16 protein-coding genes and 1 pseudogene are annotated in these 15557 nt (G+C 69.7%); 13 read left to right on the top strand and 4 right to left on the bottom strand.

The features are described from left to right. Positions 1 to 76: 76 nt before the first annotated feature. From QN152_01200 to QN152_01245, 10 genes and pseudogenes are all read left to right on the top strand, one after another. On the top strand, positions 77 to 1393 hold the full coding sequence (locus tag QN152_01200; GenBank protein ID MDR7538135.1) for a heterodisulfide reductase-related iron-sulfur binding cluster: 1317 nt from the start codon (positions 77 to 79) through the stop codon (positions 1391 to 1393). Positions 1394 to 1403: 10 nt separating this feature from the next. Beyond that, positions 1404 to 2030 carry a cyclodeaminase/cyclohydrolase family protein gene (locus QN152_01205; GenBank protein ID MDR7538136.1) on the top strand — a complete coding sequence of 209 codons (627 nt, stop codon included), beginning with the start codon at positions 1404 to 1406 and terminating at the stop codon, positions 2028 to 2030. Further along, a complete protein-coding gene (locus QN152_01210; protein MDR7538137.1) occupies positions 2027 to 2983 on the top strand; it encodes a tetrahydrofolate dehydrogenase/cyclohydrolase catalytic domain-containing protein in 957 nt (318 codons plus the stop codon). The genes QN152_01205 and QN152_01210 overlap by 4 nt, the downstream gene beginning before the upstream one ends. Then, on the top strand, positions 2980 to 4746 hold the full coding sequence (locus QN152_01215; GenBank protein MDR7538138.1) for an NAD(P)H-dependent oxidoreductase subunit E: 1767 nt from the start codon (positions 2980 to 2982) through the stop codon (positions 4744 to 4746). The genes QN152_01210 and QN152_01215 overlap by 4 nt, the downstream gene beginning before the upstream one ends. 37 nt (positions 4747 to 4783) lie before the next feature. Continuing rightward, a pseudogene (locus tag QN152_01220) lies at positions 4784 to 7009 on the top strand (molybdopterin-dependent oxidoreductase). Positions 7010 to 7084: 75 nt separating this feature from the next. Further along, positions 7085 to 7678: a molybdopterin dinucleotide binding domain-containing protein gene (locus tag QN152_01225; protein MDR7538139.1), complete on the top strand. Its 594-nt coding sequence runs from the start codon at positions 7085 to 7087 to the stop codon at positions 7676 to 7678. Between the two features lie 72 nt (positions 7679 to 7750). Further along, positions 7751 to 8227 carry a GspH/FimT family protein gene (locus tag QN152_01230; GenBank protein MDR7538140.1) on the top strand — a complete coding sequence of 159 codons (477 nt, stop codon included), beginning with the start codon at positions 7751 to 7753 and terminating at the stop codon, positions 8225 to 8227. Next, positions 8224 to 8613: a hypothetical protein gene (locus QN152_01235; protein MDR7538141.1), complete on the top strand. Its 390-nt coding sequence runs from the start codon at positions 8224 to 8226 to the stop codon at positions 8611 to 8613. The genes QN152_01230 and QN152_01235 overlap by 4 nt, the downstream gene beginning before the upstream one ends. Then, positions 8576 to 9427 (top strand): prepilin-type N-terminal cleavage/methylation domain-containing protein, encoded by an 852-nt coding sequence (locus QN152_01240; protein ID MDR7538142.1) that lies wholly within the window; start codon positions 8576 to 8578, stop codon positions 9425 to 9427. Before QN152_01235 ends, QN152_01240 begins: the two co-directional genes overlap by 38 nt. A gap of 13 nt (positions 9428 to 9440) precedes the next feature. Then, positions 9441 to 11648 (top strand): hypothetical protein, encoded by a 2208-nt coding sequence (locus tag QN152_01245; GenBank protein MDR7538143.1) that lies wholly within the window; start codon positions 9441 to 9443, stop codon positions 11646 to 11648. A gap of 49 nt (positions 11649 to 11697) precedes the next feature. Here the strand turns inward: QN152_01245 and QN152_01250 are convergent, their stop codons facing one another. The 4 genes from QN152_01250 to QN152_01265 all read right to left on the bottom strand — a co-directional run bounded on the left by QN152_01250 (position 11698) and on the right by QN152_01265 (position 14401). Continuing rightward, positions 11698 to 12999, bottom strand: a complete 1302-nt coding sequence (locus QN152_01250) for a (Fe-S)-binding protein (GenBank protein ID MDR7538144.1) — start codon at positions 12997 to 12999, stop codon at positions 11698 to 11700. After that, the gene (locus QN152_01255; GenBank protein ID MDR7538145.1) at positions 12992 to 13618 is read right to left on the bottom strand and encodes a hypothetical protein; all 627 of its coding nucleotides are present in this window, start codon (positions 13616 to 13618) and stop codon (positions 12992 to 12994) included. The genes QN152_01250 and QN152_01255 overlap by 8 nt, the downstream gene beginning before the upstream one ends. Then, entirely contained in the window at positions 13618 to 13857 is a 240-nt protein-coding gene (locus QN152_01260; protein MDR7538146.1) for a sulfurtransferase TusA family protein, read from the bottom strand. The genes QN152_01255 and QN152_01260 overlap by 1 nt, the downstream gene beginning before the upstream one ends. Before the next feature lie 76 nt (positions 13858 to 13933). Beyond that, complete coding sequence (locus tag QN152_01265; protein MDR7538147.1) at positions 13934 to 14401, bottom strand: DsrE/DsrF/DrsH-like family protein; 468 nt, start codon at positions 14399 to 14401, stop codon at positions 13934 to 13936. Positions 14402 to 14648: 247 nt separating this feature from the next. Here QN152_01265 and QN152_01270 point away from each other — a divergent pair, with 247 nt between their 5' ends. From QN152_01270 to QN152_01280, 3 genes are all read left to right on the top strand, one after another. After that, positions 14649 to 14933: a metal-sensitive transcriptional regulator gene (locus tag QN152_01270; GenBank protein MDR7538148.1), complete on the top strand. Its 285-nt coding sequence runs from the start codon at positions 14649 to 14651 to the stop codon at positions 14931 to 14933. A gap of 105 nt (positions 14934 to 15038) precedes the next feature. Beyond that, positions 15039 to 15260, top strand: coding sequence for a hypothetical protein (locus QN152_01275; protein MDR7538149.1), 222 nt, complete (start codon positions 15039 to 15041; stop codon positions 15258 to 15260). Positions 15261 to 15329: 69 nt separating this feature from the next. Beyond that, the gene (locus QN152_01280) at positions 15330 to 15557 is read left to right on the top strand and encodes a hypothetical protein (protein MDR7538150.1); all 228 of its coding nucleotides are present in this window, start codon (positions 15330 to 15332) and stop codon (positions 15555 to 15557) included.

Genomic DNA, 15557 nt, shown 5'->3' on the forward strand with positions numbered 1-15557 from the left:
AGGGGTTACCACCACTGGACGTGCTGCTGCCCCTGGTGGGGCTGCTACAACCGGGCCTGGACGCCCCGGGCTCTCTTTGGCCGAGGAGGTCCGCCGGGAGAGTGGCCAGGACCTCTCGCTCTGCTTCCAGTGCAAGGTCTGTACCAGCGGCTGTCCGCTGGCCGGAGTCATGGATCTGGCCCCCCACGCCGTGGTGCGCGCGCTGCAGCTGGGGCGGGAGGAGCGGCTGCTGGCCGCCAACAGCTTCTGGATCTGCGCCTGCTGCCAGGCCTGCACGGCCCGCTGCCCCCAGGGGATCGACCTGGCCCGGGTCATGGACGCGCTGCGCATGGCGGCCAGGCGACGGCGCGTGCGCGCCGCCGTGCCGGAAGCGCCCATCTTCACCCAGGCGGCGGTGCGCTCCATCCACCTCTTCGGCCGCCTCTACGAGGCCGGCGTGGGGCTGGAGATCAACCTGCGCACCCGCCGCCCCCTGCGCCAGCGACAGATGGCCCTGCGCATGCTGCGCGCGGGGAAGCTCCGCCTCCTCCCCGAGCGGGCGGGCCGCGCGGTGCGCCGTCCGGCCCCGGCAGGGGCCATCGCCTACTACCCCGGCTGCGCCCTGCACGCCAGCGCCCGCGAGTACGACATTTCCGCCCGGGCCACCTGTGCGGCCCTGGGCCTGCAGCTCCAGGAGATCCAGGGGTGGCGCTGCTGCGGGACCACCGCCGCGCACCAGTGGTCGCACCGGCTGGCCGTGGAGCTGCCGCTGGCGAACCTGGCGCTGGCGGCGCGGGACGGCTTCTCCACCGTTACCGCCCCCTGCGTGGCCTGCTTCTCCCGCCTGCGCCACGCCCAGGCTGAGGTCCCGGATCGGGCTCCCAGCGGGCTGCGGGTCCAGCACCTGCTGCACACCTTCCTGGAAGTCGGGACGGCAGCCATCCGCTCCCGGGTGAGGCGGCCGCTGCGCGGGCTGCGCGTGGCCTGTTACTACGGGTGCCTCCTCACCAGGCCGCCGCAGGTTACCGGGGCCACCCACCCGGAGAACCCCAGGGAGATGGAGGAGCTGGTCGAGGCTCTGGGAGCGGAGGCGGTGTCCTGGTCGTACAAGACCGAGTGCTGCGGCGCGGGGCATGCACTGGTGCGGCCGGACCTGGTCGTCGACCTGGTCGGCCGTATCCTCGCCGACGCCCAGGCGGCCGGCGCGGAGGCGCTGGCGGTGGCCTGCCCTCTGTGCCAGCACAACCTGGACGTCCGCCAGGAGGAGGCGGTGCGCGTTGCTGAACTTCCTGCCATGCCGGTCTTCTTCTTCACGCAGCTGGTGGCTCTGGCCTTCGGTCTGGAGACACAGGCGGCGCTGGACCGGCTGCTGGTGGACCCTCGGCCGCTGCTGCGTATGCGCGGGCTGATCTGAGGAGGCGAGTATGTACCCCGAGATGTCCGTCGACGCGTTCCTGGCCCGGCTGGCCTCGGCGGACCCCGAGCCAGGCGGAGGGGCGGCGGCCGCGCTGACTGCGGCCACGGGTGCGGCCCTGGTCAGCATGGTGGCCAACCTGACGCTGGGCAAGGAGAAGTTCGCAGCGGTGCAACAGGAGATGGAACAGGCGCGCAGCCGGGCCGAATCCCTGCGCGCCGCCCTGCTGGCGGCCGTCGACCAGGACGCCGAGTCCTTCCGGCGGGTGATGGATGCCTACCGACTGCCGCGTCAGACCGAGGAGGAGAAGGCTGCGCGCAAGCAGGCCATCCAGCAGGCCCTGCGCCAGGCCACGGCTGCGCCCCGGGAGGTGGTCCGGCTGTGCCGCGAGGTGGCGGGCTGGAGCCGGGAGACCGCGGAGAAAGGGAACCCGCAGGTGATCACCGATGCCGCCATTGCCGGTGTCCTGGCCGAGGCGGCCGCGCAGAGCGCCGCGCTGAACGTGCGCATCAACCTGGGACCGATCGGTGATCCGGCCTTCACCGAACCCCTGTGGGCGGAGATCCAGGAGGACCTGGAGGCGATCCGGAGCGTGCGCGACCAGGTGCTGCGGTTCACCTACGAGAAGCTGGGGTGAGGAGCGTGGCGGACGTCATCGACGGGGCGGCTATCGCCGAGGAGCTGAAGGCGGAGCTGCGGGCGGAGGTGGCGGCGCTGGCAGAGCGGGACACCACTCCCGGTGTGGCTACGGTGCTGGTGGGTGAGGACTACGGGGCGAAGATGTACCGCCGCCAGATTGAGCGCCTGGCGGCAGAGGTAGGGCTGGCCTACCGCGACGTCACCCTGCCCGGGCAGTCGCCCCTGGAGGACGTTCTGACCAGTGTGCGCGCCCTCAACCAGGACCCGGGGGTGCACGGGATCCTCCCTCTGCGGCCCTTGCCCAAAGGGATGGAGGGGCCGGTTCTGGAGGCCCTCCACCCGGCCAAGGACATCGACTGTCTACACCCCATCAACGCGGGCAGGCTGGCCCTGGGCCAGCCCTCCGTCTACCCGGCCACCCCCTGGGCCTGCTATGTGCTCCTGGAGCGGTACTTCGCCCGGAAGGGTCTGGACCCGAAGACCGTCTTCGAGGGCAAGGAGCTGGTCATCGTGGGGCGCAGCAACATCGTGGGCAAGCCGGCCTACTTCCTGGCCCTGGAGCGCAACGCCACCACCACCACCGTCCACTCCTTCACCTGGCGGGCCGGCAACCTGCCGGCGCACACGCGGCGGGCGGACATACTCATCGTGGCCATGGGGAAGGCGGAGTTCATCAAAGGCGACATGGTGAAGCCCGGGGCGGTTGTGGTGGACGTGGGGATCAACATGATCCCTGTGCTGGACGCATCCGGCAATCCCGTGGTGGACGAGAAGGGACGCCCCAGGCGCAAGACGGTGGGCGATGTGGCCTTCGAGGAGGTGAAGGAGGTGGCCGGGGCCATCACCCCGGTGCCCGGAGGCGTGGGCTCGGTGACCAACGTCCTGCTGATGAGGAACGTCGTACGGGCAGCGGCCGCGGCTGCCGCCGCGGCGCAGGTGGGTGGACGATGACGGCTACGGCTGAGGTCGCAGAGCTGAGCCAGGCCGCGCGCCAGGAGATCCTCCGACTGAGCGAGCTTTACCAGCAGCCCCGCTCCGCCCTGCTCCCGGCACTCTTCGTGGCTCAGGCGGAGTCGGGATACCTCTCGCCCCCGGCGCTGGCAGCCGTTGCCCAGACGCTCAACCTGCCCCTGGCCCAGGTGGTCTCTGCGGCTTCGTTCTACAACCTCTTGACCCTGCGACCCGCAGGGCGCAAGACCGTCCGCGTCTGCACCAGCATCTCCTGCATGCTCGCCGGCTGCACGGCCATACTGGAGTGCCTGCAGGACACACTGGGGATCCGTACAGGCCAGACCACTCCGGACGGAGAGTTCACACTGCAGGTTGCAGAGTGTCTGGCCGCCTGTAACGAAGCCCCGGTGTTGATGCTGGACGAGGAGCTGTGGGCAGGGGTGAAGGCGGAGGAGGTGGCCGGGATCCTCGGCGGCCGTGCCGGACGGGCGCCCAGACCGGGACCGTCATTGGGAGGCAGGCGCCCTCCAGATGGGTCGATCCTGCTGAAGTGGATCGGCGATGGTTCTGGGCGCGACCTGGACGCCTACTGCCGGGCGGGCGGCTACGAAGCGGCTCGCCGCGTGGCCACCGAGCTGACTGCGGACCAGGTGATCGAACAGGTGACGGCCTCCGGCCTGCGGGGCAAAGGAGGTGCCGGATTTCCTGCCGGACAGAAATGGAAGTTCATCCCGCGAACGGCGCCAGTCAAGTTCCTGGTGGCCAACGGCGACGAGGGGGAACCCGGCACCTTCAAGGACCGGACGCTGCTCGAGGGGTGCCCGCATCTGTTGATCGAGGGTATCCTGATTGCCGCAGTGGCCATTGGCGCGGCCAAGGCATATGTGTACCTGCGCGGGGAGTTCGCCGCCGGTCGCCGGCTGCTGGAGAACGCCCTGGCCCAGGCCCGTGCCGCCGGCTTCGTCGGGAACGGCATCTTCGGCAGCCCCCACTCGGTGGAGATCGTGGTCCACTCCGGAGGCGGTGCCTACATCGCCGGCGAGGAATCGGCGCTGCTGGAGTCCCTGGAGGGCCGCCCGGCCCTACCGCGGGTCCGGCCTCCGTTCCCGGCGCAGGCCGGGTTCTACCGCCAGCCGACGCTGGTCCACAATGTGGAGACTCTATGTCACCTCCCTGCGATCATCACGCTGGGGCCGGAGCGCTACAGGTCGCTGGGACCTCCCGCCTTGTTCTCTGTGAGCGGTTGCGTGGCCCGGCCCGGGGTGTATGAAGCGCCGCTGGGGGTGACCCTGCGCTCGCTGACCTTCGACTACGCCGGTGGCCTGCGCCCCGGACGCCGCTTCAAGGCGGCATTCCCCGGAGGGCCGTCCACCATGCTGCTGACCGAGGCGGACCTGGACATCCCGCTGGACTACGACAGCCTGCGCCGGGCCGGCAGCATGCTCGGCTCGGCCGCTGTGATCGTCATGGATGAAGCCACAGACATGGTGCGGGTTGCGGCGCGCGCGGCCCAGTTCTACCGTCACGAGTCATGCGGCAAGTGCACCCCCTGCCGCATCGGGACCCAGCAGATGGCCCGCCTCCTTGGCGGGATCGTTGAGGGCCAGGGGCGGCCCGGGGACCTGCAACGTCTGGAGGGACTCGCCCGCAGCCTGCGCCTGACCTCTCTCTGCGGGCTGGGGCAGACGGCAGGCAACGCGGTCGGGGGCACCCTGCGGCATTTTCCGGAGGAATATGCGCACTATGTCCGCGGTCACGCCTGAACCGATGCGGTAGGAAGAAGGTTGAGAGGAGATGGCCATGCTCACCCTGACCATCGACGGGAGGACCGTTGCGGTCCCTCCCGGGACAACCATTCTGAAGGCGGCGCTCGACGCAGGCATTGACATCCCGCACCTCTGTCATCACCCGGAACTGAGCCCCTGGGGCGGCTGTCGTCTGTGCCTGGTCGAGATCCAGGGGCAGCCTGCACCTGTGACCAGCTGCGGGCTGCAGGTGAGCGAGGGGATGGTGGTGACCACGCACAGCGAAGAGCTGCAGGCCCACCGCAAGCAGGTCTTGGACCTGCTGCTCTCCGACCACCCCCTCCGCTGCCTGGTCTGCGAGAAGGCGGGCAGGTGCGAGCTGCAGCGCTACGCCTACCAGTTCGGACTGGCCGATAGCACCTACCCTAGGGAACTGTCGCGGACGCTGCGCCAGGAGGACAATCCCTTCTTCCTGCGCGACCACCAGTACTGCATCCTGTGCACCCGCTGCGTGCGCGTCTGTGATGAGGTGGTGGGCGCCGAGGCTATCGCCTTCTCCCAGCGCGGATTTCCGGCCTATGTGGCCACCCCCTTTGACCGCCCCCTGGCGGAGACCCCCTGTACTTTCTGCGGTAACTGCGTGCAGGTCTGCCCCACCGCAGCCCTGCTGCCGGTGGGGCGGATCGGAAAAGGACGAGAGTGGGAACTCACCCGCACCCGCACCGTCTGCAGCTACTGCGGCACCGGCTGCGGTATCGAGGTGGCCACGCGCCGCGGGGAAATCGTCTACGTCTCCGGCTACCCCCAGGCGCCGGTCAACGGGGAGTTCCTCTGCACCAAGGGGCGGTTCGGACTGGACTTCGTCAATCACCCCGACCGGCTGCGCCGCCCGTGGGTGCGCCGGGACCTGGCCTACGCGGTCGGGCTGACCGCGGAGCCCCCGCCGGCGGAACTGGAGCGTTCCCCCCTGGAGCGCCTCCCCGGGCTGGCCCAGACCCATATCGAGGTGGACTGGGAGACCGCCCTGGACCTGGTGACAGAGCGGCTGGTGCAAGTGGTGCAGCGGAGCGGGCCCGATGCCGTGGGCGGGGTGGGCTCGGCGCTGTGCACCAACGAGGACAACTACCTCCTCCAGAAGCTGTTGCGCGCGGGGGTCGGCACCAACAACGTCGACCTCTGCGCCCGTCTCTGACACGCCCCTTCGGTGGCCGGTCTGGCCGCCGCATTCGGAAGTGGGGCGATGACCAACTCCATCCGCGAGATCCGGGACGCAGACTGCATCCTGGTCATCGGCTCCAACACCGGCGAGTCCCACCCCGTGGTCTCCTACGAGGTGGTGCGGGCGGTGCGCCGCGGGGCCACCCTCATCGTCATCGACCCGCGCAGGATCAGCCTGGCCCGCCACGCCACCATGCACCTGCGTCCTGCCCCGGGCACCGACCATGCCCTCTACCTGGGGATGCTCCATGCCATCGTCACCAACGACTGGTGCGACCGCGCCTTCATCGCCGAGCGCACCGAGGGGTTCGGCCAGCTGGTGGAGTCGCTCCGGCCCTGGACCCCACAGGCGGCCAGCGCCCTCTGCGGGGTGCCCCCGGAGCAGATCGTGGAGGCAGCGCGCCGTTACGCCCTGGGGTTGCGCCGGCAGCTCTCAGGCGATGGCTCCGCGCCCCCATCCCGGGGCGCCTCCACCATCCTCTACGGCATGGGGATCACCGAGCGGTCCAACGGGACCGAACTGGTAAAGACGCTGGCCAACCTGGCCATGGTCTCCGGACAGGTGGGACGACCGTCCACCGGGGTCAACCCGCTGCGCGGGCAGAACAACGTGCAGGGCGGCTGCGACATGGGGGTGATGCCCACCGCCTTTCCCGGCTACCAGAAGGTGGAGGACCCCCAGGTGCGCGCCAAGTTTGCCCGGGCCTGGAGCCGGCGGCCGCGCACCGCGCCGCTGGACCTGCCTGCCCTGCCCGGGCTTACCTATGTAGAGATGGTTCGCGCTGCCGCCGCAGGGCAGATTAAAGCGCTGTACGTTATGGGCGCCAATCCGGTGATGACCCTCCCCGACTCGCGGTTCGTGCAGCGGGCGTTGCGCGCGCTGGACTTCCTGGTGGTGCAGGAGATCTTCCCCACGGAGACGGCCCAGCTCGCCCATGTGGTCCTCCCTGCCTCCTCCTTCGCCGAGAAGAGCGGCACCTTCGTCAACACGGAGCGGCGTTTCCAGCTCCTCCGCCCGTTCCTCTCTCCACCGGGGGAGGCTCGGCTCGACTGGGAGATCATCGCCGAAGTGGGACGCCGCCTGGGGCGGCGGTTGCGCCGCCCGGTGCGCTGGGACTACCCCAGTGCGGCGGCGATCATGGAGGAGGTCGCCACGCTCTGCCCGCTGTTCGGGGGCATCAGCCACGAGCGCCTGGAAAAGGGAGGCCTGCAGTGGCCCTGCCCCAGCCCGGACCACCCGGGCACGCCCTTCCTGCACCGGGGGCAGTTCACCCGCGGCCGCGGGAGGTTCCACGTAACGACGCCCGCCCCTCCCTTCGAGGCCACCGACGCCGAGTACCCGCTGGCGATAAGCAGCGGCCGGATCCTCTATCACTACGACAGCGGGGCCATGTCCCGCCGGGCCGCGCCTCTGGCCTGGCGGGAGCCGCGGGCCTACGCGGAGATCCACCCTGCCGACGCAGCCAAGGCCGGGGTGCGCGACGGCGAGTCCTGCGTGATCACCACCCGGCGGGGCAGCATCCGGGTGCAGGCTCGCGTCAGCGAGGTGGTCCGCCCGGGGATGGTGTACCTGCCGTTCCACTTCCGCGAAGGGCCGGCTAACCTGCTGACCCACGCGGACGGCCTGGACGCCGGTGCCAAGACGCCCGAGTACAAGTTCACCGCGGGCCGGCTGGAGGGGCCTCCCGCACCGGGTGGAGAGCCACCGGGCGGAGACCAGCCGGTGGACTGACAGCCCTCCCCTGAAGTTCCCTTCAGGTTCCACAGCTCCGTCGCCGGTCTGACGACGACGCTGGTGGGGCATATGCGTGTGGTGCGGACTGTGGAGCGCGACGGGCAAGGAGAAGGATTCAGCAGCCTGGAGCTGGTGCTGGCCCTGGCGCTGCTCGCCCTGGCGCTGGTCATCCTGGTCCCGCGGCTGTCGCCCCGGCCTCTCTACCTGACCGCGGACGCGCAGGAGCTCGCGGCCAACCTGAAGGTGGCACGCAGCTTCGCCATGAGCCGTTCCACGCACTACCAGGTGCGTGTGGCCAGCACCACTCAGTACGTGCTGGAGCGTGGAGAGCTGACAGGCAGCGTGTGGACGTTCCCCGTGATCGAGCGCACGGTGACGCTGCGGCCGGGGGTTACCTTCAGCGGCGCAGACGTGGGCAAGGCGGTCAGCTTCGACAGCCGGGGCCGGGTGGTCGGGCCGGAGGTGACTTTCACCCTGGCCGACGGAGCGCGGGGTTGGACGCAGCAGGTCGTGGTGCGGGTAACCGGGCTGGTGGAGGTGCCATGAGGCGGGGCAGGCGGCGGCCCGGCCAGGGGGGATTTACCGTCCTGGAGGTGCTGCTGGCGCAGCTGGTCTTCGCCTTCGTGGTCGCCTCCACGGCGGCGCTGCACCTGGCCGCCATGACCCAGGGGGCGGTCAGCCGCCGCGCGGTGGAGGCGGCGGCGCTGGCCCAGGAGGAGCTGGAGCAGATCCGGGACATGCCCTACAACCAGATCCTCTCGGTGGGCCCGACACCGCGTACGGTGGGCGCGCACACTTACGTGCTGGAGCGTGTGGTCACGACCGATGATCCGGCGGCCAACATGAAGCGCATCCGGGTCATAGTCACCTGGAACATCCGAGGATCACGGACCTATGTGGCGGAGACGATCTTCACCAGCCTGGCCCAGTAGACCACAGGGCGGCTACACCCTGGCCGAGGTCATCGTGGCCCTGGTGCTGGGCTCGACGGTGGCGGTGGCCGCCGTGGGGGGCTACATCTTCGCCAGCGGTTCCTGGCAGGAGCAGCGGCAACGGCTGGAGACCCAGCAGAACCTGCGGGCGGCCATCGACCTGCTCTCCCGGGAGCTGCGCCTGGCCGGCGCCTGCCTCCCCACCGCCGGCCCAGTCAACATCCGGCCGCTGACGGGAGCGGACAACGGGACCACGGACACAATCACCGTGCGGGCCAACGTGCGCTGCGCCATAGGCTCGCTGACCGGCGCCGTCGCCGCCGGAGCCACCGTCCTGGTCCTGGACACGGTGGCGGAGTTCGTGCCGGGGATGCAGATCTACGTGCTGCACGCCGACACCACCACGGGCGAGTACGCCCAGGTAAACAGCGTCGACCAGACCGCCAACAGGCTGACCCTGCAGGCCCCTCTGAACCAGGGCTACCCGAAGGACAGCTCCGTCTACGGGGCGGAGGCCCAGACGTTCGCCATCGGCAGCGCCGGGACGGTTCCCGTGCTCACGGTGGCCACGGCCCTGGGCAGTCCGCAGCCGGCCGTCGAGGGGATAGAACGGCTGGACATCCGCTATGTGCTGAACAGGAACTGCTCCCCCGGCCCCTGTGACCTGGTCGATCTGCCCACCAGTGAGAGCGAGTGGTCCCTGGTGAGGGCCATCCAGCTGGACATCGGGGCGCGGTCCCCCCGGCCCATCTCCGGCGGCTTCTACCGGCTCAGCCAGAGCATCGAGGTCAAGCCCAGGAACTTCCTGTTCTAGGAGGCGGAGACGGATGGTGACATCCTGGCGCGGAGAGAACGGAGCGGCGATGGTGACCGTCCTGCTGGCAATCCTCATCCTGGCCGCCATAGGCGTCTTCGTGGTCATTGCCGTTGACCGCAACAGCGAGGTGCAGACGGCGTTCACCAGGAGCGTGGCCGGGTTCTACGCTGCGGAAGCAGGCCTCAACCGGGGGGCGGCCGACGCACGCAACACCTTTCTCGGGTTCGACGTGCCCGCCACCTGCGCACCCTCCAGCTTCACCATCAACCAGCGCACGGTCACCTACGAGCTGAGCGGCTGCGGGCAGTCGCCGGCAGTAGTCCAGGTGCCGGCGGGCGAGCCCTTCGAAGGCCTGAACGCCCTGCGCTACATCTATAACCTCCGCTCCCAGGCCGACAACAGCGCCGGCTTCACCGAAGCCATTCTCCGCCTGCAGTTCGAGGTGCGGCTGATCCCCATGTTCCAGCTGGCCGCCTTCTATAAGGAAGACCTGGAGCTGACCGTGGGCCCGCCCATGGTGATCAACGGCCGCATCCACACCAACAAGGACATGTACCTGAACACCGAGAGCTGCAGCCCGGGAGCGCAGATTCTGGGGCAGGTCACCGTAGTGGGAGAGCTGTATCGCGGGCGGAAGGACGACCTGACCTACAACAATTCGGGCAAGGTCTGGATTGCCAACCCCGACGGCAGCCTGCGCATCCTGGGCCGGACCGGTCCCGGAGACACCACCTGCGCCAGCATCACCACGCGGCTGGTCCCTGAGGCGGAGGCGGCCCTGTGGAACGGCCGGGTGCGGGTTGACCTGCGGGACGTGGCCATCCCCGGGCAGAACGACCTGCTATGCGCCCCCTGGAGTTGCCCGGCCGGCACCTCCCCCGGCTCGTACTGGCAGGAGGCGGACCTGCGCCTAGTCCTGAACACCACGCGCACGGAGAAGCTGGACCCGGACAACCCTTCCGCTCCCGGACCCGCACTCTACGCCCTGGAGGTGTACAACGCCGACGGCACGGTGAACGCGGCCCTGACCACCCTGCTGCGGCGCTTCGCCCGCGACGTCCCCGGTGGCATCACCTACAGCGACATCCCCACCGACCCTACCTGTGTCAGCGGCTCCTCGTGCGAGGGGCGCTACGACTCCTACAACGACTACGCCGTCCCCTTTCCCCGGGCCGGCGTCAACGGCTGCACGGCCGACCGCGACCCCCGGCAGGTCATCTCCGCGACCAACTTCTGCAACGACTTCCGCTACGGGGGGTTCTACAACTGGCGGGAGCGCAAGCCCGTCCTCATGCTCAACATCGACTGGACGAAGCTGGAGGAGTGGAACCTCATCCAGCCTGCGGGTAGCCGCCTCTTCGACCCCAACGACACCACCGACGGCGGGCTGGTCATCTACGCCTCGGTGCGCGGGGCCAACTCCGCCGGGGTCAACGGCTACGGGGTGCGCTACTATGACGCGCAGCGGCTGCGCCGCGGCGATACGGATCGGGGGGTCACCTTTGCCAGCGACCAGGCTGTCTACGTCATGGGCAACTTCAACTGCCGGGCACCCGGGGTGGTCAGCGACTCGGTGCCGGCCACCTGCGGTGGCAACGGGAAGAAGCCGGCGGCGGTGGTGGGTGACACCCTGAACGTCCTCTCCTGCGCCTGGGTCGACCCCTCGGGGACGGGCGCCTGCCGACCCGTCTTCAACAACGGCGTGAACGAGGGGGGATCACCCTACCGTCCCCTGGACGAGCGCAGCACCACCAGCCGTCCCAGCAACAAACCCGGTGCAACGCAGACCTTCGTCAACGCCGCCTTCCTCGCCGGCAACGACATCACCACCTGCCCGGGGAATCCCGGCGGCCGGGACTGCCAGCGCGACTACTACAGCGGGGGGCTGGAGAACTACCCCCGCTTCCACGAGACCTGGTCCGGGGCCCGCTTCTGGTACGAGGGCTCCTTCGTGGCCATCGACACGCCCAAGCACACCTGCTTCACCTACAATGCCGGGCTGACCTCCACCGACGATCCCTCCTTCTCCTGCCGGACCTACCAGCTCAACGGTCGCTGGCTGCAGGGCTACTGGCGCATGCAGGAGTACTACGGCTACAGCCCGCCGCCGCGGCGCTGGTTCTACGACGTCAGCTTCAACGACGCGGCCAACCTGCCGCCGCTCTCCCCGCGGTTCGTCTCGCTGCGGCAGCGTTTCTTCACCGAGGAGTTCCGCTAGCTACGAAGCGGTCCCGGGCGCCTTCCTGCTGGCGAGGGGAGGAATCCGTCTACGCGGCCTGCAGCGCGGGGACCCGGACAGCGCGGGCGCGGGCCCCAAGCAGAGCGCGCACCACCAGCTCCATCAGGCCGGTGACCTCGACAGCCAGACCGTAGTGACTGCTCAGGTCGCGGATCTGCAGGAAGCAGTTCTCGCAGGAGGTGGCCACCAGCGGTGCGCCCGCCGCCATGATCTGCTCGGCCTTCTTCCGCCCGGCGCGCAGCCGCCTCTCCTCGTACTCGGGGACGGCCACCAGCCCGCCGCCCCCGCCGCAGCAGTAGGCCTCGGCGCGGCTGGGGGTCATCTCGCGGAACTCCTGCACCGCCGCCCGCAGTACCACCCGCGGCTCCTCCAGCAGCCCGCCCTTGCGGGCCAGGTTACAGGAGTCGTGATAGGTCACCGGGAGGGGGTTGGCCGAGGGGTCCAGGCGCAGCCGGCCTTCCCGGATGTACTCCGCCAGGAGCTCGACGATGCTGCGCACCCTGAAGGGGAACTCCCCGCCGAACCAGCCGGGAGCCTCCCAGCGCAGCGCGGCGTAGGCGTGGCCGCACTCGGTGAGGACCACCTGCCGCACGCCCAGGTGCGTGGCCTCGTCCACGATGCGCCGGGCGATGGCCCTGGCCTTCTCTGGATCGCCCAGGAAGACACCGTAGTTGGAGGCCTCGAAGGCCGAGAGGGTCCAGTCCGCGCCGGCGGCATGAAAGATGATCGCCGCCGGCACGATGGTGTGCGCGCCTGAGAGGGCCACGTAGAGGATATCGGCGCCCTGCCGCTCCAGGGAAATGCGCAGCGCAGGGTCGCCCAATTGCTCCTGCGCCTGCTGCTCCAGGTCGGCCACGATCTCCCTGTAGATCTCCCGGAAGACCTGGACGTTTTCGCCGCGGGCCACGGCGGCGTCCGCCAGCTGGACCAGCATCTCCGGTGCCTTCCCCGCCGCGGCCAGCATCGCCCGCGCCGCCTTCATGATCAGCGCCGTATCCACGCCCAGCGGGCAGTTCATGGCACAGCGCTGGCACAGCGTGCAGGTGGCGAACGCGGCCTCACTCAGGGCGTCCAGGTCCCCCTCGGTGGCCTCCCCGGCGCGGACCCACCAGGGGAAGATCCGCCCCAGCGGGTCGTACTGCCGCCGGTAGAGACGACGCACCGCCTCGCTGCGGGCGGTGGGTGCGTCCTGGAGCTGGCCGGTGGAGGCGAAGACGTGGCAGGACTCCGCGCAGATGCCACAGCGGGCGCAGACCTCCAGTGCGGTCAGCACCCGCCGGTCCAGGGCCCGGCGGAAGGCGGCCAGCGCGCGCTGCACAGACTCACTCATGAACCTTCCCCCAGCGCAGCACCCCGCGCCGGCCAAAGCCGGCGCCGAAGAAGTAGCGGGCGAAGAAAAAGTAGAAGCAGTGCCGGATCTTGCCGAACGGGATATAGGCCAGCGTCGCCGCGGCCAGCCCGTAAAAGGCCGGCACCAGCGCAGGCACCACTATGGCCGCCGCGGCGGCCAGGGTGAAGAGGCTCACCAGCGCCACGGCAAAGAAGTCGTCCGGCGTGCTCAGGCGGCGCAGGCGCGTCTCCACCACCCGGGCCAGGAGGCCGCCCAGGCCTGCCATGGCGCCGCCGGCGGAGAGGGTCACCAGCGCCCAGCGCAGCGGGCCGGCCCCCTGGGCCCGCCATGGGCCAACCAGCAGCGCCAGGAATGCGGCGCCGATGCCCAGGTGAAACACCACCCCACGCAGGTAGGCCAGCATGTGGCGCCGCGTGCTCTCCTTGGCCCAGGGCAGCATCCCCCAGCTGAAGGCGTAGAGGACGCCCTGCGCAACTGACCCCGCCGGCCTGGCCATCTCCGGTCGGTAAGGTCGTCCCAGCAGCAGGACCAGATGTCGGGCCAGGCCGTTAACGGCGACGGCGCACGCCCCGGCCAGTACCCACCCCCAGGAACCCATTACTTCACCCGGCGGACGGCAAAGTGGATGACCTTGTCCTCCCGGCCGATGGAGACCAGCTCCTGGCCGGTGGTACGGCACCAGGCCGGGATGTCCGCCAGCACCCCCGGGTCGGTGGCCGTGGCCTCGATGACGTCCCCTACCTGCACCGTCTTCACCGCCTGGGCCAGCTTCACCACCGGGATGGGGCAGAGCAGACCCTTCAGGTCCAGAACCAGTCCGCGCTTGGTGGCTTCCATCCCCCTACCCTCCCTCGTTCTCGGATCGCCGGTTCGGATCACCCTGCTCAGATCACCGGTGCTGCATGGGCTGGTTTCAGATGAACAAAGTGACCCTGGAGCGTGCGGCCTCTTCCAGGAAGGCAGCCACGCCCACGACCTCCTGCACGCTGTCCACCAGGTCCTCCCGCCTGACCTCCATGACCTCCATGCTCATCTGGCAGGCCAGCATCTTCACTCCCAGCTCCGCGGCCAGGGCCCGCAGCTCCGGTACGGAGGTGACATTGTGCTTCCTCATCATCTGCTTGAACATCCAGCGGCCGGCGCCGCCAAAGTTCAGCTTGCTGGGGCCCACACCGTCTGCATCCTTGAGGAACCAGCCCAGCATCCGCCCCATGGCACTGGCCCCGGTGCGTACGGGCTTCTTCACCGCCTGCAGGCCCCAGAAGGTGAAGAACATGGTCACCTCCATTCCGGAGGCGGCGGCGCCCGTGGCGATGACGAAGGCGGCCATCAGCCGGTCCATCTCCCCGCTGAAGACCACCAAGGACAGTCTGTTGCCCACAGCTGGCTCTCCCCGGGGGGCCGCCTCAGCCTGTGCCATCACCGCAGTCATAGTTCCCACCTCACTGACGGCTTCCTCGACCGATACTCTCCGGAGTATGCCCCAACCGAGGGTAGCTCGCCCCGCCGCACAGGCCAATCAGGCGAGCAGATGATTGGGCGCTCGGTCGTTCGCCCGATGACGTCCACATTCCCGGGATCTACTCTTCCCGGTAGGGTTGATTCTGCTCGCCGGCAGGGAGGGAAGCATGAGCGCCAGCCCCAAGCTGGACCGGGAGACGACAGCCACAGCCGTGCGCCGCCTGCGCCGCGTGGAGGGCCAGGTCAAGGGCGTGCAGCGCATGCTGGAGGAGGATCGGGACTGCGCGGAGATCATCCAACAGATCGCCGCCGCGCGCTCCGCTCTGGATCGGGTGGCCCTGGACCTGATCTCCACCGGCCTGGAGCAGTGCCTGCGGCTGGAGCTGCGGGGCAAGACCCGGGCCCGAAGCACGCTGCACAAGCTGCAGAAGACCTTCATGATGCTGCGCTAGGCGGCAGGCCGCCTGCGGCGCAGGGCCTAGTCAGGACGGACTAACCAGAATCCTTCTCATCGCCGATACACCCTGGGAGTATAGCCTGTCCTAGGATGGCTTGGGATGAGGCGCGTGCGCTTGTGGGCACTCCCGGCCGCGGTGGTCATGGTCACCCTGCCCCTGATTGGGGCTGCCCTGACCTCCTGGCACGTCCCCGCACCCCCGGTGGCCGCAGCACAGGCGGCAGCGGCCCAGACCTCCTGCGTCAGATGCCACACCAGCCGGGCGGCGCTGGAGCCGCTGGTACGCCCCCTGCCGCCTCCACCAGCCGAAGGTGAGGGGTGAGCGGCGCCGCTGCTCCCGGCGGGGGCACCCTACGAGAGGAAGCTGGTCGATCCCCGGTTCCTGCAGACGGTGCACGGGCAACTGGGCTGTACGGCCTGCCACGGGGGTCGTCCCGAGGCGGCAGACGCGGCCACGGCGCACCAGGGGATGGTCGGCCGCCCCTCGGAGGATCCCCTGAAGGCGTGCGGCTCCTGCCACCCGGACATTACCGCCACCTTCACCAGGAGCCTGCACTTCACTACTCGGGGGCTGGAGCGGGGGCTGCAACGGGTGCCACAACGGGCGGGTGGGGGCTGA

This window comes from Armatimonadota bacterium, from assembly GCA_031459715.1.
Lineage (GTDB): Bacteria > Sysuimicrobiota > Sysuimicrobiia > Sysuimicrobiales > Humicultoraceae > Humicultor > Humicultor tengchongensis.